Annotated in this window: 13 protein-coding genes and 1 pseudogene; 10 read left to right on the top strand and 4 right to left on the bottom strand. The window is 73.2% G+C overall.

Annotated elements, in window-relative coordinates; genetic code table 11:
* Positions 1-19 precede the first annotated feature (19 nt).
* The 3 genes and pseudogenes from AC0ZLC_RS10630 to AC0ZLC_RS10620 form a co-directional block, all read left to right on the top strand.
* Positions 20-205: pseudogene (locus tag AC0ZLC_RS10630) on the top strand (M4 family metallopeptidase); the annotation flags it as partial.
* Positions 206-494: 289 nt separating this feature from the next.
* Entirely contained in the window at positions 495-1,025 is a 531-nt protein-coding gene (locus tag AC0ZLC_RS10625) for a hypothetical protein (protein WP_476751660.1), read from the top strand.
* Between the two features lie 234 nt (positions 1,026-1,259).
* The gene (locus tag AC0ZLC_RS10620) at positions 1,260-1,844 is read left to right on the top strand and encodes a class F sortase (RefSeq protein WP_476751920.1); all 585 of its coding nucleotides are present in this window, start codon (positions 1,260-1,262) and stop codon (positions 1,842-1,844) included.
* Between the two features lie 87 nt (positions 1,845-1,931).
* On the opposite strand, the gene AC0ZLC_RS10615 is transcribed toward AC0ZLC_RS10620, so the two are convergent.
* Positions 1,932-2,717 carry a sulfite exporter TauE/SafE family protein gene (locus AC0ZLC_RS10615; RefSeq protein WP_476751659.1) on the bottom strand — a complete coding sequence of 262 codons (786 nt, stop codon included), beginning with the start codon at positions 2,715-2,717 and terminating at the stop codon, positions 1,932-1,934.
* A gap of 294 nt (positions 2,718-3,011) precedes the next feature.
* On the opposite strand from AC0ZLC_RS10615, the gene AC0ZLC_RS10610 reads away from it, so the two are divergent.
* The 5 genes from AC0ZLC_RS10610 to AC0ZLC_RS10590 all read left to right on the top strand — a co-directional run bounded on the left by AC0ZLC_RS10610 (position 3,012) and on the right by AC0ZLC_RS10590 (position 8,694).
* Complete coding sequence (locus AC0ZLC_RS10610; protein WP_476751658.1) at positions 3,012-4,238, top strand: NAD(P)/FAD-dependent oxidoreductase; 1,227 nt, start codon at positions 3,012-3,014, stop codon at positions 4,236-4,238.
* A complete protein-coding gene (gene nirB, locus AC0ZLC_RS10605) occupies positions 4,238-6,841 on the top strand; it encodes a nitrite reductase large subunit NirB (RefSeq protein WP_476751657.1) in 2,604 nt (867 codons plus the stop codon). The genes AC0ZLC_RS10610 and nirB overlap by 1 nt, the downstream gene beginning before the upstream one ends.
* A complete protein-coding gene (gene nirD, locus AC0ZLC_RS10600) occupies positions 6,838-7,188 on the top strand; it encodes a nitrite reductase small subunit NirD (protein ID WP_476751656.1) in 351 nt (116 codons plus the stop codon). Before nirB ends, nirD begins: the two co-directional genes overlap by 4 nt.
* Positions 7,189-7,250: 62 nt before the next feature.
* Positions 7,251-7,835, top strand: a complete 585-nt coding sequence (locus AC0ZLC_RS10595; protein ID WP_476751655.1) for a TetR/AcrR family transcriptional regulator — start codon at positions 7,251-7,253, stop codon at positions 7,833-7,835.
* Positions 7,836-7,929: 94 nt separating this feature from the next.
* Positions 7,930-8,694, top strand: coding sequence for an SDR family NAD(P)-dependent oxidoreductase (locus AC0ZLC_RS10590; RefSeq protein ID WP_476751654.1), 765 nt, complete (start codon positions 7,930-7,932; stop codon positions 8,692-8,694).
* Between the two features lie 60 nt (positions 8,695-8,754).
* Here the strand turns inward: AC0ZLC_RS10590 and AC0ZLC_RS10585 are convergent, their stop codons facing one another.
* From AC0ZLC_RS10585 to AC0ZLC_RS10575, 3 genes are all read right to left on the bottom strand, one after another.
* On the bottom strand, positions 8,755-9,681 hold the full coding sequence (locus tag AC0ZLC_RS10585; RefSeq protein ID WP_476751653.1) for an oxidoreductase: 927 nt from the start codon (positions 9,679-9,681) through the stop codon (positions 8,755-8,757).
* 208 nt (positions 9,682-9,889) lie between these two features.
* A complete protein-coding gene (ppdK, locus tag AC0ZLC_RS10580; RefSeq protein WP_476751652.1) occupies positions 9,890-12,631 on the bottom strand; it encodes a pyruvate, phosphate dikinase in 2,742 nt (913 codons plus the stop codon).
* A gap of 428 nt (positions 12,632-13,059) precedes the next feature.
* Positions 13,060-14,271: an ROK family protein gene (locus AC0ZLC_RS10575; protein ID WP_476751651.1), complete on the bottom strand. Its 1,212-nt coding sequence runs from the start codon at positions 14,269-14,271 to the stop codon at positions 13,060-13,062.
* A 143-nt stretch (positions 14,272-14,414) separates the two neighbouring features.
* Between AC0ZLC_RS10575 and AC0ZLC_RS10570 the strand changes: the two genes are divergently transcribed.
* Positions 14,415-15,923 carry an amylo-alpha-1,6-glucosidase gene (locus tag AC0ZLC_RS10570; RefSeq protein ID WP_476751650.1) on the top strand — a complete coding sequence of 503 codons (1,509 nt, stop codon included), beginning with the start codon at positions 14,415-14,417 and terminating at the stop codon, positions 15,921-15,923.
* Positions 15,920-17,857 (top strand): amylo-alpha-1,6-glucosidase, encoded by a 1,938-nt coding sequence (locus AC0ZLC_RS10565; protein ID WP_476751649.1) that lies wholly within the window; start codon positions 15,920-15,922, stop codon positions 17,855-17,857. The genes AC0ZLC_RS10570 and AC0ZLC_RS10565 overlap by 4 nt, the downstream gene beginning before the upstream one ends.
* The last annotated feature ends 32 nt before the right edge of the window (positions 17,858-17,889 follow it).

The following is a 17,889-nucleotide window of genomic DNA, read 5'->3' as shown; positions in this document are numbered from 1 at the left end:
GACTAGGGACGGCATCGAGACGGCGACCGGCCGGGACGGGCTCGGCGCCGTCTGGTACCGCGCCCTCACGGTGTACATGACCTCCTCGACGAACTACGCGGGCGCCCGGACGGCGACGCTGAACGCGGCGGAGGATCCGTACGGCGCTGACAGCACGGAGTACCGCGCGGTGGCGGCGGCCTGGAGTGCGGTGTCCGTGGGCTGAGCGGGGCCCGCGAGCCGGGGGGCGCGGCGGCCGGGTCACCCGTTCACACCCGCGCCCCGCGCCCTTGGACATCTCTTCGAGGACACACCGGCCGTACGCCGGTGACCTGCTGGAACGGCAGCGGTCGGGCCCCGGCGCGCCCGGTGACCGGCCCTGTGCACGCCGTTTCTGACGCCTTCTCGGCAAGCGGGCCGGGCCCGGTGCCACTTACCTCGGTAGGGCAGGGGTGCGACCGACGCAGCGGCACATGGGGGTGCCGCGGGCCGCGCCCTCTCGGAGGAGCAACACGATGCGCACAACCCGTCTGCTGACCGGTACCGCGCTCGCCGTCGCCGCCGCGGGGCTTGCCGCCGCGCCCGCGTACGGCGCGCCCGCGTACGGCGAGGACACCGGAACCCTGGAGGTGTACCCGGCCGCCGTCGCCCCCGGCGCCGACGTCGCCGTGGACACGGAGGCGTGCGGTGCCGAGGACACGGTGACGGGCGACGCCAGCGCCGTGGGCGCGGGCACGTTCGCCCTGGCCCCCGGCTCCGACGGACAGGACTCGGCCGGCCGGTTCCGGGTGCCGCCGGGCGCGCAGCCCGGGACGTACGAGATCGTCGCGAAGTGTTCCGGCGGGCGGCGCGCGGCCGGTGACCTGGTGGTGACCCTGACCTCCACCGAGCAGCGGACGCACCCGCGCGGAAGTGTGAAGACGGGGGTCGGCGGCGCACTCGGCCCCGACCCCGTGCAGACCGCGGCGGGAGTGGCGGCGCTGGCCGTCGCCGCCGCGGGCGGTACCTGGCTCCTGCATCGCCGGGCGAGAGGCGACGGGTTCTGACGGACACCCTCCGCTGTCCGTCCCCAGGCACCGCCGTCCCCTCCCCCTCCGGGTCCGACGCCCCTCGCGGCCCGGAGGGGGCGGCGGACCCGGCCCGTCCCACCGGCGCGGCCCCCGTGGCACCGGGACCGGACGCGGGCACCCGTGGCACCGGTGGCACCCGTGGCACCCGTGGCACCGAGACAGGAGGCTCATGTGCGCGGACTGAGCAACCTCGCCATATCGGCCGTCACCATGACGGCACTGTGTTCCGGCGCGTGGCTGCTGCACAGCGGCACCGAGCGGCGGACGCCGCCGCAGCCCTCGGCCGCGCAGGCGGCGTCGCCCGCAGCGGCCGGGAGGCAGTCCGCGGCACCGGCGCTGCCGCCCTCCCCGCCCGACCGCATCCGCATCCCCGCCATCGCGGTGGACGCCCCGCTGACGGGGCTCGGGCTGACCCCGCAGGGCAGCCTGGACGTACCGCCGGCCGCCAGGAAGAACCTCGCCGGGTGGTACGAGGCGGGCACCACCCCGGGTGCGACGGGCACGGCCGTCGTCGCCGGTCACGTCGACAACGCCGAGGGCCCCGCCGTGTTCTACCGTCTCGGCGGCCTGAAGAAGGGCAGTCCCGTCGAGGTGGCACGGCGGGACGGCTCGGTCGCCGTCTTCACCGTGGACGCGGTCGAGGTGTACGACGCCCGCCACTTCCCCGACGAGAAGGTGTACGGCGCCGCCCGGCGCCCCGAGCTGCGCGTCATCACCTGCGGCGGCGGCTATTCGAGGGCGACGGGCTACCAGGGCAACGTGGTCGTCTTCGCCCATCTGACCGGGAGCCGCTGAGCCTGCCTGCACAGGAGCGGCTGAGCCGGGCGGGACGGCCGGGAGCCGCCGGGCGGGACGGACCGGCGGGCCGGTTCCTGCCGGGGCTCAGGCCGACCACTGCTGGTAGGCCAGGTTCACGACCAGGGCGAAGACCACCGTCAGCAGCACCACCCGGACGAACCCGCTGCCCCGCTTGAGCGCGGTGTGCGCCCCGACCATGCCGCCGGCGAGGTTGAAGACCGCCATCAGCGCGGCCAGTTGCCAGAAGACCGTGCCCTTCCAGGCGAACATCGCCAGCGCGCCCACGTTGGTGCAGCAGTTGACGATCTTGGCGGTGGCAGAGGCGGTCACCAGGTCGAGGTGGAGGAGCGCGGTGAGGGCGAGCACCAGGAACGTGCCGGTGCCCGGGCCGATCAGTCCGTCGTAGAAGCCGATGCCGAGGCCCGCGAGCCCGATCGCGGCGAGGACCCGGCGGGCCGGGACCGGTTCCGTCGACGGGGCGGTGCCGAAGGCGGGGCGCAGGATCACGAAGGCCCCGACGCCGAGCAGGACGACCATGACGACGGGCTTCAGCACCTCGGTGCTCATCCCGGCGGCGACGAACGCGCCCGCCGTGGAGCCGGCGAGCGCCGCGAGTCCGATGCGCACGGCCGTGCCGACGTCCACGGGCGCCTTCCGCGCGTAGGTCACCGCCGCGCCGGTCGTGCCGACGATCGCCACCGCCTTGTTGGTGCCGAGCGCGTACTGTGCGGCCGACCCGGAGCTCGGCAGGCCGAGCAGCAGGGCGGGGAGCAGGAGCAGCCCGCCCCCGCCGACCACGGCGTCGACCCAGCCGGCCGCGAGGGAGGCGAGGCACAGGACGACGACCATGGTCAGCGATATGTCGGGCATGGACCGGACCCTACGGACGAGGTAGTTGTGGCGTCCATCGACCTGAGGGTCTTCTGAGGTTGGGGCGGGGGCGGCGTGATGCGCTCACCTGCGGTCCGGGGCCCGGGCGGCGGGGCCGAGACCCGGCTCCCGGGGTCGCCGCACCCGTCGGCGTGGGGGCCGGCTCTCTCACAGTGCCCCGCGGGCTGCCCGCCACAACCCTCACACCCGTCCCGGGCCCGCGCTGAGCGCAGCGTTCCCCGCGGGAAACGGGAGTGATGCCACCGGGTAACACCGGCCGCGCACGCTGTTGGCATGACCTCGAAAACGCGTGTGGTGGTGATCGGCGCCGGGATCGCGGGCGCCCGGCTCGCCCGGCGGCTCGACGAGCTCGGCATGTCCGTCGTGCTCGTCGGCGAGGAGGAGCACCGCCCCTACAACCGGGTGCTGCTCGCCGAGGTCCTCGCCGGGCGGTACGCCCCCGAGGTGATCGCCCTGCCGGCCCCGGCCGGTCTGGTCCGCACCCGGGTCACCGGAATCGACCGCGCCGCCCGCACGCTGCGCTGCGCGGACGGTTCCGTGATCGCCTACGACACGCTGGTCCTTGCGACCGGCTCGAACCCGGTACTGCCGCCCCTGCGGGGCCTGTTCGCCCAGGAGCGGCACGAACTGCCCGAGGGCGTGCACGCGTTCCGGACCATGGACGACTGCCTCGGCCTGTCCAAGGCCGTACGGCAGGGCACCCGGGCCGTCGTCATCGGCGGCGGTCTCCTGGGTGTCTCGGCGGCCAGGGCGCTGGCCGTGCGGGGAGCCCAGGTGGTTCTCGCCCAGCAGGCCGAGCGGCTCATGGAACGCCAGCTCGACCCGTCAGCGTCCCGGCTGGTGCACCGGCACCTCACCGACCTGGGCGTCGAGGTGCACACGGAGACCCGGGTGCGGGACGTGCGCTGCGTCGCCGGGGCGGTCCGGTCGGTCGAGATGGCCGACGGGTACGCCCTCGACACCGAGCTCGTCGTCCTCGCCTGCGGGGTCCACCCCCGGGTGGGGCTCGCCCAGGACGCGGGCCTGGCCGTCCACAAGGGCATCCTCGTCGACGACCAGCTGCGGACGTCCGACCCGCACATCCGCGCGATCGGTGACTGCACCCAGCACGAGGGCACGGTCTACGGCCTGGCGACACCGGCCCTCGAACAGGCCGACGTACTGGCCGAACTGCTCGCCGGCGCCACGGGCGACGCCGCCGCCCGCTACGGCGGCACCCGCGCGCTGACCCGGCTCACCCTGACCGGGCAGGCCCCCTTCGACCTCGCCGCCTTCGGCGAGACCGACCCCCGCCCGGGCGACGACGTCATCCAGCTCACCGACGCCACCCGGGGCACCTACCGCAAGGTCGTCGTCCGCGACGACCGCCTGGTCGGCGGCGTACTCGTCGGCGAACTCGGCACCGTCGGCGCGCTCGCGCGCGCCTGGGAGGGAGCAGAGCCGCTCCCCACGGACGGCGCCCCACTGCTCCACCTGCTCACCAACGACGGAGGCTCCTGATGACCGCCACCCTGGGGGGCACCCCAACGATCGTGCTCGTCGGCCACGGCATGGTCGGCCAGCGCTTCCTCGAAGCGCTCGCCGAGCGCGGCCTGACCGCCACGCACCGCGTGGTCGTGCTGTGCGAGGAGCCCCGCCCCGCGTACGACCGGGTCCAGCTCACCTCGTACTTCTCGGGCCGCACCCCTGAAGAACTGTCGCTCAGCGACGAGGAGTTCATCAAGGAGCACGGCATCGAGCTGCACCTCGGCGACCCGGCCGAGACGATCGACCGGCAGGCCAGGAAGGTGACGGCCCGCTCGGGTCAGGTCTTCGGCTACGACACCCTCGTCCTCGCCACCGGCTCGTACCCCTTCGTGCCGCCGGTCCCCGGCAAGGACGCCGAGGGCTGCTTCGTCTACCGCACGATCGAGGACCTGCTCGCCATCGAGGAGTACGCGAAGTCGCGGGCGACGACCGGTGCCGTGGTCGGCGGCGGTCTGCTCGGCCTCGAGGCCGCGGGCGCCCTCAAGGGGCTCGGACTGACCTCGCACATCGTGGAGTTCGCGCCGCGTCTGATGCCGGTGCAGGTCGACGAGGGCGGCGGCGCGGCGCTGCTGCGCACCATCGAGGAGATGGGCCTGACCGTGCACACGGGCACGGGCACGCAGGAGATCGTCGTCGGCGAGGACGGCGCGGTCACCGGCATGAAACTGTCCGACGGCTCCGAACTCGCCACGGACCTCGTGGTGTTCTCCGCCGGTGTCCGGCCGCGGGACCAGCTGGCCCGCGACACCGGGCTCACGGTCGGCGAGCGCGGCGGCATCAGCGTCGACGAGCAGTGCCGTACCTCGGACCCGCAGGTGTTCGCCATCGGCGAGTGCGCTCTCGCGTCGGACGGCCGGGTCTACGGCCTGGTCGCGCCGGGCTACGAGATGGCCGAGACGGCCGCCGCCACCATCGCGGCGGACGAGGCGAGCTTCACGGGCGCCGACCTCTCCACCAAGCTCAAGCTGCTCGGCGTCGACGTCGCCTCCTTCGGTGACGCGCACGGCACGGCCGCGGACTGCCTCGACGTCGTCTACGCGGACTCCCGCTCGGGCACCTACAAGAAGCTGGTCATCGGCCGCGACGGCCGGCTGCTCGGCGGGATCCTGGTCGGCGACGCGGACGCGTACGGCACCCTGCGTGCCCTCACCGGGTCCGTGCCGCCGGTCGCGCCCGAGCAGCTCGTCCTGCCCGCAGGCTCCGGCGGCCAGGTCACCCTCGGCCCGTCGTCGCTGCCGGACGAGGCCGTCATCTGCTCCTGCCACAACGTCACCAAGGGCACCATCCGCGGCGCGGTGACCGAGCACTCCTGCACGACCGTGCCCGAGGTGAAGAAGTGCACCAAGGCCGGTACGGGCTGCGGCAGTTGCGTGAAGGTGCTCGGACAGCTGGTCAGCGCCGAGCTGGAGGCGAGCGGCGTCGAGGTCGACAAGGGACTGTGCGGCTGCTTCCCGCAGACCCGCGAGGAGCTGTACGAGATCGTCCTCGCCCTGCGCATCAACTCCTACCGGGCACTGCTGGACCGCTACGGCCGCGAGGACGCCCGGGGCGGTGACGGCTGCGAGACCTGCAAGCCCGCCATCGGTTCGATCATCGCCTCGCTGGCCCCGACGATCGGCGCCGGCGGCTACGTCCTGGAGGGCGAGCAGGCCGCACTCCAGGACACCAACGACCACTTCCTCGCCAACCTCCAGAAGAACGGTTCGTACTCGATCGTGCCGCGCATCCCCGGCGGTGAGATCACCCCGGAGAAGCTGATCGTGATCGGCGAGGTGGCCCGGGACTTCGGCCTCTACACGAAGATCACCGGCGGCCAGCGCATCGACATGTTCGGCGCGCGCGTCGAGCAACTGCCGCTGATCTGGGCCCGGCTGGTGGACGCGGGCTTCGAGTCGGGGCACGCTTACGGGAAGTCGCTGCGGACCGTCAAGTCCTGCGTGGGCCAGACCTGGTGCCGCTACGGCGTGCAGGACTCGGTGCGCATGGCGATCGACCTGGAGCTGCGCTACCGGGGCCTGCGCTCCCCGCACAAGCTGAAGTCGGCGGTCTCCGGGTGCGCCCGCGAGTGCGCCGAGGCCCAGTCCAAGGACTTCGGCATCATCGCCACCTCCAACGGCTGGAACCTGTACGTCGGAGGCAACGGCGGCGCGACCCCGCGCCACGCCGACCTGCTCGCCCAGGACCTGTCGGACGCCGAACTGGTGCGTCTGGTCGACCGGTTCCTGATGTTCTACATCCGCACGGCCGACCGCCTGGAGCGCACCTCGACCTGGCTGGAGCGGATCGAGGGCGGCCTCGACCACGTGCGCGACGTGGTGGTGCACGACTCGCTCGGCATCTGCGAGGAACTGGAGGGCCTGATGCGGGCCCATGTCGCGGGCTACCGCGACGAGTGGGCCGAGACCATCAACGACCCCGAGAAGCTCGCCCGGTTCGTGTCCTTCGTGAACGCGCCCGACACTCCCGACCCGGTCGTCGGCTTCGTGCCGGAGCGCGACCAGATCAAGCCCGACCTGCCGCTGCTCACCATCGGCACGCGGCCCGCCGAAGCCCTGGAAGGAAGCGTCCAGCGATGACGATCGCCCCCGAGACCACGGTCCTGAAGGTCCAACTCCGCCTCGCGGACGACTGGTTCACCGTCTGCGACCTGTCCCTGCTGACGCCGGGCCGCGGCGTCGCGGCGCTGCTGCCCGACGGCCGCCAGGTCGCGCTCTTCCTCGACCGCGCGGGCCGGACGTACGCCATCGACAACCGCGACCCGTTCACCGGCGCCGCGGTCCTCTCCCGCGGCCTGACCGGCAGTCACGGAGGGCGGCCGTTCGTCGCCTCGCCGCTGCTCAAGCAGCGGTTCGACCTGACCTCCGGGCAGTGCCTGGACGACGAGTCGGTGAGCGTGGCGGCCTACGAGGTGCGCGCGTTCTGAAGCCCCACACGCCGCACACCTTTACTTGACCGATCATTCCACAAAAGTCTAGGCTGCCGTGCGTGGCCAGGACCAAGGAGTTCGACCCGGACGCCGCGCTGCAGTCAGCCCTGGAGCTGTTCTGGCAGCGCGGCTACGAGGCGACGTCGATGGCGGACCTCGTCGAGCGCCTCGGCATCGGACGCGCCAGCCTCTACGCGACGTTCGGCAGCAAGCACGAGCTCTACCTCAGGGCGCTGGACCGGTACGGCGAGTCCCGCGACCCGGACCTGCTGCGCGAGCTGTCCCAGCCGGGCCCGGCACTGCCCGCAGTACGCACGGTGGTGCGGCGCTTCGCCGTCGAGGCGGCGACCGAGGACACCCGCCTGAACGGCTGTTTCGTCACCAACACGGCGGCCGAGCTGGCCCCGCACGACACGGCCGCCGCGCGCCGGGTCGAGCACAGCTGGGACCACTTCGAGACCCTGCTGCACTCCACCCTCGTCCGCGCCCGCGCCCAGGGGGAGCTGGCCGCCGGCCGCGATCCCCGCGCGCTCGCCCGCATGCTGCTGGTCCTGATGCAGGGCCTGCGCGTGGTGGGCAAGTCCTCGCCGGACCCGGCCCGGGTCCGGGACGCCGCGGAACAGGCACTGACTCTGCTCGACTGAGACCCCCACCCCTCCCCCGCGAGGGCGCACCCGTGCGCCTTCCGCCCTTCCGCACGCCCGCATATTGAAACGATCGGTCTAGAAAAGAGACATCATGGCTCAGCGCTTCTCCCGCCGGACCGTCCTCGTCACCGGCGCCGGCTCCGGCATCGGCCGCGCCACCGCCCTCGCGTTCGCGGCCGAGGGCGCGCACGTCGTCGTGGCCGGGCGCACCGCGGCCCCGCTCGACGAGACCGTCGCGCTGATCGGGGAACGGGGCGGCACGGCGCTGGCCGTGCCCGCCGACGTGGCCCGCCCCGGCGGGGCGCAGACGCTCGTCGAGGCGGCCGTCGGCCACTTCGGTTCGCTGGACGTGGCGGTGAACAACGCGGGCGTCTTCCGGGGCGGCCTGCCGGTCGCCGACCTCCCGGAGGCGGACTGGCACACCCAGCTCGACACCAACGTGACGGGTGTGTTCCTGGCCCTGCGGGCCCAGATACGCCGGATGCGCACCCAGCCGGACGGCGGCGCGATCGTCAACGTCGCCTCCAACATCGGCGCCCACACCCGCGTTCCCGGCACCGCCGCCTACGGCGCTTCCAAGGCCGCCGTGACCGCGCTGAGCCGGGCGGCCGCCCTGGACCACATCGGCGAGGGCGTGCGCATCAACGCCGTCAGCCCCGGCGCCACCGCGACCACGATGTCGCTGCGCCCCGGGGAGACCGAGGCCGGGCGCGCGGAACGCATGCGGCACGCGGTGCCGCTCGGCCGCGTGTCGAGGACCGAGGAGGTGGCCGCCGCCGTCCTGTACCTGGCGTCCGACGACGCGGCCTCGGTCGTCGGCACGGACCTCGTCGTCGACGGCGGCGGCTCCCTCTGAGCACACCGGCCGCCGCGTGAGCCGTTCGGCGCCGGTCCCGGAGGGTCCCGGCGCCGGCCGTCACGCCTTCAGGGCGTCGTACGTGACCCCGGTCAGCCGTTCGGAGGCGGCCCACAGGAGTTCGCCCGCCCGGTCGTCGCGGGTCCACGGGGCACGCCAGGACGCCGCGGGCGCGCCGCGCCACATCGCGAACGAGGGCCCGACGAAGGAGTCGGGGCGGACACCGTGCGCGGTGGCCGCGTACAGCGTGGGCAGGGCGCCCGCCTCGGCGCTCTGGGCGAGGACCCGGTTGCCGATCTCCGCGAACCGCTCGGCACGCCGGCGCCCTTCCATCCGCGGCCCTGCGGCCTGGAGGTTCGTGGACGCGTACCCGGGGTGCGCGGCGGCGGGCACCAGGCCGGCCCCGGCGGCGGCGAGCCTGCGGGCCAGCTCGTGGGTGAAGAGCAGGTTCGCGGTCTTGGAGCGGGCGTAGGCGATCCAGCGCCGGTACTCGCGCTCGCTGTTGAGGTCGTGGATGTCGAGGTTGGCGAGGGCGTGGACCATGCTGGAGAGGGTCACGACCCGCGCGCCGGGAGTGCTCAGCAGGGCGGGCAGGAGCAGTCCGGTGAGCGCGAAGTGCCCGAGGTGGTTGACCCCGAACTGGGTCTCGAACCCGTCGGCGGTGCGGCCCCGGGGCAGCGCCATGACACCGGCGTTGTTGACGAGGAGGTCGAGCCGCTCGTAGGGGTAGGCCGCGGCGAACTCCCGTACGGAGGCCAGCTCGCCGAGGTCCAGTCGGACGAACCGCACGTCCGCGCCCGGCACTTCGGCGACGAGGCGGTCACCGGCCTCCTGTCCGCGCTCCGCGCTGCGGCAGGCGAGAAGCACACGGGCGCCACGGCGGGCCAGCTCCCGTGCGCTCACGTAGCCGAGGCCGCTGTTGGCGCCGGTGACGACGGCGGTACGGCCGCTCTGGTCGGGGATGTCGCTCGCGTTCCAGCCGGTCATGACGGATGTTCCCTCTCCGACGACGTGTCCCCTCACCGTACGCCCGCCTCCCGGCCGCCCCCGGGACCCCGCACCCGGAACCGGGACGCGGACGCCGGAGAGGGCGGCACCCCCCGCACAGGGGTACCGCCCTCTCCCGGTGCACCGGGGTCGTCGCCGTGTCGGTGAGGGTCAGGAAGTGACCGGCGGCGATCCCGGGGGTCTGGTGCTAGCGGTGGTCGCTCCCCGCGGAGGAGGACGCCGCACGCCCGGCCTCCAGTCGCGCCACCGGGATCCGGAACGGCGAGCAGGAGACGTAGTCGAGGCCCACCTCGTGGAAGAAGTGCACCGACTCCGGGTCACCGCCGTGCTCGCCGCAGACGCCGAGCTTGAGGTCGGGGCGGGTGGCCCGCCCGGCCTCGACGGCGCTGCGCACGAGCGAGCCGACGCCGTCCCGGTCGATGGTCTCGAACGGGGAGACTCCGAAGATGCCCTTCTCCAGGTACGCGGTGAAGAAGCTGGCCTCCACGTCGTCGCGGGAGAAGCCCCACACCGTCTGGGTGAGGTCGTTCGTGCCGAACGAGAAGAACTCCGCGGCCTCGGCGATCTGACCGGCGGTCAGCGCGGCCCGCGGCAGCTCGATCATCGTGCCGATGGCCAGGTCGAGCTGGACTCCGGTGGCCTCCTGGACCTCGGCGATGACCTGGTCGGCCTCCTCGCGGACGATCTCCAGCTCCTGGACCGTGCCGACGAGCGGGATCATGATCTCCGCGCGCGGGTCGCCCTTGGCGTTGCGGCGTTCGGCGGCGGCCTCCGCGATCGCCCGTACCTGCATGGTGAACAGGCCGGGGATCACCAGGCCGAGGCGCACGCCGCGCAGGCCCAGCATCGGGTTCTGCTCGTGCAGGCGGTGCACGGCCTGGAGCAGGCGCAGGTCGTTCTCGTTTGCGTCCTTGCGGGACTCGGCGAGGGCGACCCGGACCGACAGCTCGGTGATGTCGGGCAGGAACTCGTGCAGCGGCGGGTCGAGCAGCCGGACCGTCACCGGCAGGCCGTCCATCGCCGAGAACAGCTCCACGAAGTCCTGCTTCTGCAGCGGGAGCAGTGCCTTCAGCGACTCCTCGCGCTCGGTGTCCGTGTCGGCGAGGATCAGACGCTCGACCAGTCCGCGGCGGTCGCCCAGGAACATGTGTTCCGTACGGCACAGGCCGATGCCCTGGGCGCCGAAGCGCCGCGCCCGCAGCGCGTCCTCGGCGTTGTCCGCGTTGGCGCGCACCCGCAGGCGCCGCTTGCGGTCGGCGAACGCCATGATCCGGTGCACGGCGGCGACCAGTTCGTCGGCGTCGTTGGCGCCCGCGTGCATCCGGCCCTCGAAGTACTCGACGACCGGGGACGGGACGACCGGGACCTCGCCCAGGTAGACCTTTCCGGTGGAGCCGTCGATGGAGATGACGTCGCCCTCCTCGACGACATGGCCGCCCGGCACCGTCATCCGGCGCCGCTTGGTGTCGACCTCCAGCTCCTCCGCACCGCACACGCACGTCTTGCCCATGCCGCGCGCGACCACGGCCGCGTGCGAGGTCTTGCCGCCGCGCGAGGTGAGGATGCCCTCCGCCGCGATCATGCCGTCCAGGTCGTCCGGGTTGGTCTCACGGCGGACCAGGATGACCTTCTCGCCCGAACGCGACCACTTCACCGCGGTGTACGAGTCGAAGACCGCCTTGCCGACCGCCGCACCGGGCGAGGCGGCGATGCCCCGGCCGACCTGCTGGACCTTCGCGGCCTCGTCGAAGCGCGGGAACATCAGCTGGGCGAGCTGCGCGCCGGTGACGCGCTGGAGCGCCTCGGCCTCGTCGATCAGGCCCTGGTCGACGAGCTGCGTGGCGATGCGGAAGGCGGCACCGGCGGTCCGCTTGCCGACGCGGGTCTGGAGCATCCACAGCTGGCCGCGCTCGATGGTGAACTCGATGTCGCAGAGGTCCCTGTAGTGGTTCTCCAGGGTCTGCATGATCTGCATCAGCTGGTCGTACGACTTCTTGTCGATCTGCTCGAGATCGGCGAGCGGGACCGTGTTGCGGATGCCCGCGACGACGTCCTCGCCCTGGGCGTTCTGCAGGTAGTCGCCGTACACGCCCTGGTGGCCGGAGGCGGGGTCGCGGGTGAAGGCGACACCGGTGCCGGAGTCGGGGCCGAGGTTGCCGAAGACCATGGAACAGACGTTGACGGCCGTGCCGAGGTCGTGCGGAATGCGTTCCTGACGGCGGTAGAGCTTCGCGCGGTCGGTGTTCCAGGAGTCGAAGACCGCGTGGATGGCGAGGTCCATCTGCTCGCGCGGGTCCTGCGGGAAGTCCCGGCCCGCCTCGGTCCTGACGAGCTTCTTGAACTTGGTGACGAGCTTCTTCAGGTCGGCGGCCTCGAGGTCCGTGTCGACCGTGACCTTCTTCGCCGCCTTGGCCGCCTCCAGCGCCTCCTCGAAGAGGTCGCCGTCGACGCCGAGGACCGTCTTGCCGAACATCTGGATGAGGCGGCGGTAGGAGTCCCACGCGAAGCGCTCGTCGCCGGCCTGCTCGGCCAGGCCCAGCACCGACTTGTCGGAGAGCCCGATGTTCAGGACGGTGTCCATCATGCCCGGCATGGAGAACTTCGCACCGGAACGGACCGACACCAGGAGGGGATCGTCGGCCTGGCCGAGCTTCTTGCCCATCTTCTGCTCGAGGGCGTCGAGGTGTGCACTCACCTCGTCACGCAGTGCCGCCGGCTCCTCGCCGCTGTCGAGGTAGGTCTTGCACGCCTCGGTGGTGATGGTGAAGCCCGGCGGGACGGGAAGACCCAGGTTGGTCATCTCGGCGAGGTTCGCACCCTTACCGCCGAGCAGGTCCTTGAGGTCCTTGTTGCCTTCCGTGAAGTCGTAAACGAACTTCACGTCCTCGGCACCGCTCTGCGCTACATGGGGATCTTTGTTTTCCGACACGGGTCTCGACTCCTCGACGTGACGGTGGCTGCCCTGACGGCGAGGAACATACCCAGATCGAAGGCACCTGGGTACGTCTACTTGCGCGTCATGCGCCCGTAACCACTCGTCCGCCACCAGATCCAAAGTCGTCGGCGGGCAGCGGAAGGAGGGGTCTGTTTTCACTTCTTGAACGGGTTCACGCTCGCAGATCCCTCATGGCGCTCAACTGAGCAGCACCTGACACGTCTGAGTTCATGCCGTGAACGATCAAGGGGTGGCACTGAGTGCCACCCCTTAGGGAAGTGGATCCGCCCCTATTTCGCTCATCTGAGCGCTACCCCTATCAGGGGTGGCGAGAATCACGCCGTCGACAAGGCCCGTATTTCATCATGCGGACGACGTCACGGACGCGTCACACGGACGACACGTACGAGGTCCCGGCCCCCTCACAGCCCCAGCACGGCGAGCCGCTCCTCGGCCCGCTCGGGCGCGTACAGGTGCTCCACGACCAGCGCCCCGGCCCCGACCAGGGCGGCCCGGTCACCGAGACGGGAGGTCACCACCTGAAGACGAGCGGTGGAGCGGGGCAGCGCCCGCTGGTACAGCAGCTCGCGCACGCCCGTGAGGAAGTGGGTTCCGGCCAGATCGCCCGCGATCATCAGGACACCCGGGTTCAGCAGCGTCACCACGGTCGCCAGGACGTCGCCGACGTGCCGGCCGGCCTCCCGTGCCAGAGTGACCGCCTCGGGGTGCCCGGCCGCCAGCAGCTCCCGCACGTCCGAACCCGAGGCCGCCGGCACCCCCGCCTCGGTGAGCCGCCGCGCCACGGCGCCGCCGCTCGCCAGGGCGGCCAGGCAGCCGTACGAGCCGCACCGGCACAGCGCGTCGGCGCCCTGCGGAACGCGGATGTGCCCGATGTCCCCGGCGCCCCCGTCGATGCCGCGGTAGATCGCGCCGCCCACCACGACCCCGGCGCCGATCCCGGTGGAGACCTTGACCAGGGCGAACGCGGAGCAGTCCGGATAGCCGGCGCGCTGCTCGCCGTACGCCATCAGGTTGGCGTCGTTCTCGACCAGGACCGGCACGCGGGCACCGCCGTCGGCGCCCGCGTGCTCGGCGAAGGCACGGCCGAGCCGGCCGCGCAGGTCGTAGCCGTCCCAGCCCGGCATGATCGGCGGCTGCACCACCAGACCGGTCTCGCTGTCGACGGGCCCCGGTACGGCCAGCCCGATCCCGCACACCGTCCCGGCGCGCCGTCCGGCCTTGTCCAGCAGCCGGGCGAAGCGGCGGCCGAGTTCACCGAGGACGACGTCCGGACCGTCCCCGAGGACCAGGACCCCCGTGTGCTCCGCCAGGATCTCCCCGCCCAGGGTGAGGACGGCCACCCGGGCGTGCCGGGTGTCGAGGTCGGCCGCGAGGACGACGGCATGGGTGTCGTCGAACTCCAGGGTGATGGAGGGCCGTCCGCCCAGCGGGGAGCCGACCGGGCCGCCCGCGCCCTCGCGCAGCCAGCCCGCGCGGAACAGCCGGTCGAGGCGCTGTCCGACCGTGGCCCGGGACAGCCCCGTCGCCTGTTGCAGCGCGCCGCGCGTCGTCGCCCGGCCGCTGCGCACCAGTTGGAGCAGTTCGCCCGCGCTCGCCTGGCTCCCGGCCCTCATGACCCTCGCCGCCCTTCCTGTTGCGCACACCCTCTTGCGCTCACCAACTCTGCATTACATATTGGGTTTTGCGTGTTAAATAGACGTAACCCTCTGCTGGGTACGGCCGAACCGGCCGACCGGACGTCTTCGGGGAGACCTGAGTGGACCGCACAGCCCCAATCGCCGCCCGCCGCACACAAGTCGCCTCCGCCGTACGCGCCTCGGGCCCGCCGCCCGCGGCCGGTCCGGGCCGGAGCACCGCCGCCGGGACGGTGGTGTACGACCCGGGCGGGGCCTCCGGTGCGCTGCTCAGGAGTGCCTCGCGCGTGCTGAACGGCAACTGGACGGGGACGTCGACGGTGCCCTCGCGGGACCTGTACCCGCACCAGTGGTCCTGGGACTCCGCGTTCATCGCGATCGGCCTACGTCATCTGTCCCCCTTACGCGCGCAGACCGAGCTGGAGACGCTGCTCGGCGCCCAGTGGGCCGACGGACGGATCCCGCACATCGTCTTCAACCCCTCCGTACCCCTCGACGCGTACTTCCCCAGCCCGGACTTCTGGCGTTCCACCACCGCGGGGCGCGCCGCCGGCGCCCCGCGCACCGTACAGACCTCGGGCATCGTCCAGCCACCGGTGCACGCCCTGGCGGCCTGGCTGGTGCACCGCGCCGACCCCGGCCTGTCCCGCGCCCGCGGCTTCCTGTCCCGGGCCTACCCGCGCCTCGCCGCCTGGCACCGCTATCTGCTGCACCGCCGCGACCTGGGCGGCGGCGGCCTCGCGTCGGTCGTCCACCCCTGGGAGCAGGGCATGGACAACAGCCCCTGCTGGGACGGGCCGCTGAGCAGGATCACCCCGGCGTCACCCCGGTCGTACAGGCGGGCCGACCTCGACCACGGAGCCGCTGAGGACCGGCCGACGGACCTGGACTACGGGCGGTACGTGCGCCTCGCCGCCGGCTACCGGGACCGCGGATACGCGGACGGGCCCGGTGAGTTCGCCGTCGAGGACCCCGCCTTCAACGCCCTGCTGATCGCCTCCGAGCACGCCCTGGCCCGTATCGCGCACGAACTCGGCGCGACGGGGACCGCCCGTCGCAGCCGGGCGGAGCGCCTCACCGCGGCGCTGGTCGCACGGCTGTGGGACCCGGCGGCGGGCATGTTCCTCTGCCGGGACGTGCACGGGGAGCCGATCCCCGAGCGCGGGGTCGCCGGCCTCGTACCGCTGATGCTGCCCATGCTCCCCCGCGAGGTCGCGGCCGCACTCGTCGGCACCGTGTCCGGCCCCCGCTTCGGACTCGGCACCGCCACCCGGCTCGTGCCGAGTTACGACCTCACCGGCGAGGCGTTCGATCCGCGCCGGTACTGGCGCGGCCCCGCGTGGTTCAACACCAACTGGCTGCTGGAGCGGGGGCTGCGGCTGCACGGGGAGCACGGCCGGGCCGACGGGCTGCGGGCCGCGCTGCTCGACACGGCCGGCGCGACGGGGTTCGCCGAGTACGTGGACCCGTACACCGGGGACGGCTGCGGGGCGTCCGGCTTCGGCTGGACGGCCGCGCTCACCCTCGACCTGCTTCACGAGTCCCCCGGACACGCCGCGCGAGGCGTGTTCCGCACGGGGACCGGCACGTTCGGCATCGGGGACGAGGAAGAGGAAGGGGACCGGGGATGACGGACCGGCATCATCTGCTCGTGCGGGGCGGCACGTTCGCCGCCGTGGGCGACGGCGGGGACATCAGCGGGGTGCGGGGCAGCGGTTCGCCGGACGGCCTGTTCGTGCGCGACGCGCGGCATCTGAGCCGCTGGCAGCTGACCGTCGACGGCGCCGTTCCCGAGGCGCTGACTCCGGTCGCGGACGGGGACACGGCGCGCTGCGTGCTCGTGCCGCGGGGCAGCCGCCAGGAACCGCCCGCGTACACGCTCTTCCGTGAACAGGCCGTCACCGAAGGGGCGCTCGTGGAGGCGGTGCGGGTGACCAGCAACCGTCCGACGCCCATGACGGTCCGCGTCGCCGTCACCGCGGACGCCGACTTCGCGGACCAGTTCGAACTGCGCTCCGACCACCGCACGTACGCCAAGAGCGGCGCCGTCCGCACCCGTGACGTCCTCGACGACGGGGTGGAGTTCGGCTACCGGCGCGGCGAGTGGCGGTCCTGTACCACCGTCACGTCCGAGCCGGCGCCGGACGGCGTGGAGGAGACCGGCACCGGCGCGCGCCGCCTGGTCTGGTCCCTGGATCTCGCCCCGCACGGTTCGGCGGAGCTGGCGCTGCGGGTCGCGGCCCGCCCGCACGGCGCGGTCCTGGCGGCGGACGCCCCGCCCTCCCCCGCCGTCGCCACCGAGCAACTGCTCGCCCTGGAGGACGAGTTCGCGGAGGGTGTCCCCTTCCCGACGGGCTGGCCGGAGCTGGCCGCCGCCTGCGCGCGGGGCCTGTCCGACCTCGCGGTGCTCCAGGTGCCGGCCCGGGGCCCGGACGGCGAGGAGCTGCGCGTCCCGGCGGGCGGAGTGCCCTGGTTCCTCGCCCTGCTGGGCCGCGACGCCCTGCTCACCTCGCTCTTCGCCCTGCCCTACCGCCCCGGGCTGGCCGCCGCCACGCTGCCGGCGCTCGCCGCGACGCAGGCGACCGGGACGGGCACGGGACCGGTCGCCCAGCCCGGCAAGATCGTGCACGAGGTGCGGCACGGGGACCTGGCCCACTTCGGGCAGGTGCCGTACGGCCGCTACTACGGCTCGGTGGACGCGACCCCGCTGTTCCTCGTGCTGCTCGGCGCCTATGTGGAGCGGACCGGTGACGTCGCACCGGCCCGCCGGCTGGAGCCCCACGCGCGGGCGGCCGTCGGCTGGATGCTGGACCACGGGGGGCTCACCTCCCGCGGGTACCTCGTCCACCGGGCGGACAAGGGCACTCTCGCCGACCAGAACTGGAAGGACTCCCCCGGTGCCATCTGCTCGGCCGAGGGCAACCGGGCCACCGGCCCGGTGATGTCGGCGGCCGCGCAGGGATACGCGTACGACGCGCTGCGCCGGACCGCGCACCTGGCGCGGACGGTGTGGGACGACGAGGTGTACGCGGCCCTGCTGGAGCAGGCGGCGGGCGATCTGCGCGACCGCTTCCAGCGGGACTTCTGGATGCCGGAGCACTCCTTCCCCGCGCTGGCCCTGGACGGCGAGGGCCGGCGCGTCGACGCGCTCGCCTCCGACGCGGGGCATCTGCTCTGGTCGGGGCTGCTGGACAAGGAGTACGGCGAGCTGGTGGGCCGCCGTCTGCTGGCACCGGACTTCTTCTCCGGCTGGGGCGTGCGCACGCTCGCCGCAGGCCAGTCGGCGTACCATCCGCTCTCGTACCACCGGGGGTCGGTCTGGCCCCACGACAACGCCCTGATCTGTCTGGGTCTTGCCCGCTACGGCCTGCACGACGAGGCCCGTACCGTCGCCCACGCCCTGGTCGACGCGGCCACGGCCGCCGGCCACCGGCTCCCGGAGGTCATCGCGGGCTACGGCCGCGACACCCACCCGGAGCCGGTCCCCTGCCCCCACGCCTGCGTCCGTGAATCCCGCTCGGCGGCGGCACCGCTGGCGCTGCTCACGGCCGTGGGAGGCGCCTGAAGGGATTCGGGCGGTGCGGCCGGGGACCCGGC

It is taken from the genome of Streptomyces sp. GLSS-08 (assembly GCF_056387915.1).
The sequence above is the reverse complement of the archived record's forward strand: the minus strand, read 5'-3'. Positions and strand labels throughout refer to the sequence as shown.

Excerpts from the sequence above, each read along its gene's own strand:
- AC0ZLC_RS10625 (WP_476751660.1), top strand. The coding sequence starts at position 495 with ATGCGCACAACCCGTCTGCTGACCGGTACCGCGCTCGCCGTCGCCGCC.
- AC0ZLC_RS10615 (WP_476751659.1), bottom strand. The coding sequence starts at position 2,717 with ATGCCCGACATATCGCTGACCATGGTCGTCGTCCTGTGCCTCGCCTCC.
- AC0ZLC_RS10610 (WP_476751658.1), top strand. The coding sequence starts at position 3,012 with ATGACCTCGAAAACGCGTGTGGTGGTGATCGGCGCCGGGATCGCGGGC.
- nirB (WP_476751657.1), top strand. The coding sequence starts at position 4,238 with ATGACCGCCACCCTGGGGGGCACCCCAACGATCGTGCTCGTCGGCCAC.
- AC0ZLC_RS10585 (WP_476751653.1), bottom strand. The coding sequence starts at position 9,681 with ATGACCGGCTGGAACGCGAGCGACATCCCCGACCAGAGCGGCCGTACC.
- AC0ZLC_RS10590 (WP_476751654.1), top strand. The coding sequence starts at position 7,930 with ATGGCTCAGCGCTTCTCCCGCCGGACCGTCCTCGTCACCGGCGCCGGC.
- AC0ZLC_RS10565 (WP_476751649.1), top strand. The coding sequence starts at position 15,920 with ATGACGGACCGGCATCATCTGCTCGTGCGGGGCGGCACGTTCGCCGCC.
- nirD (WP_476751656.1), top strand. The coding sequence starts at position 6,838 with ATGACGATCGCCCCCGAGACCACGGTCCTGAAGGTCCAACTCCGCCTC.
- AC0ZLC_RS10575 (WP_476751651.1), bottom strand. The coding sequence starts at position 14,271 with ATGAGGGCCGGGAGCCAGGCGAGCGCGGGCGAACTGCTCCAACTGGTG.
- AC0ZLC_RS10620 (WP_476751920.1), top strand. The coding sequence starts at position 1,260 with ATGACGGCACTGTGTTCCGGCGCGTGGCTGCTGCACAGCGGCACCGAG.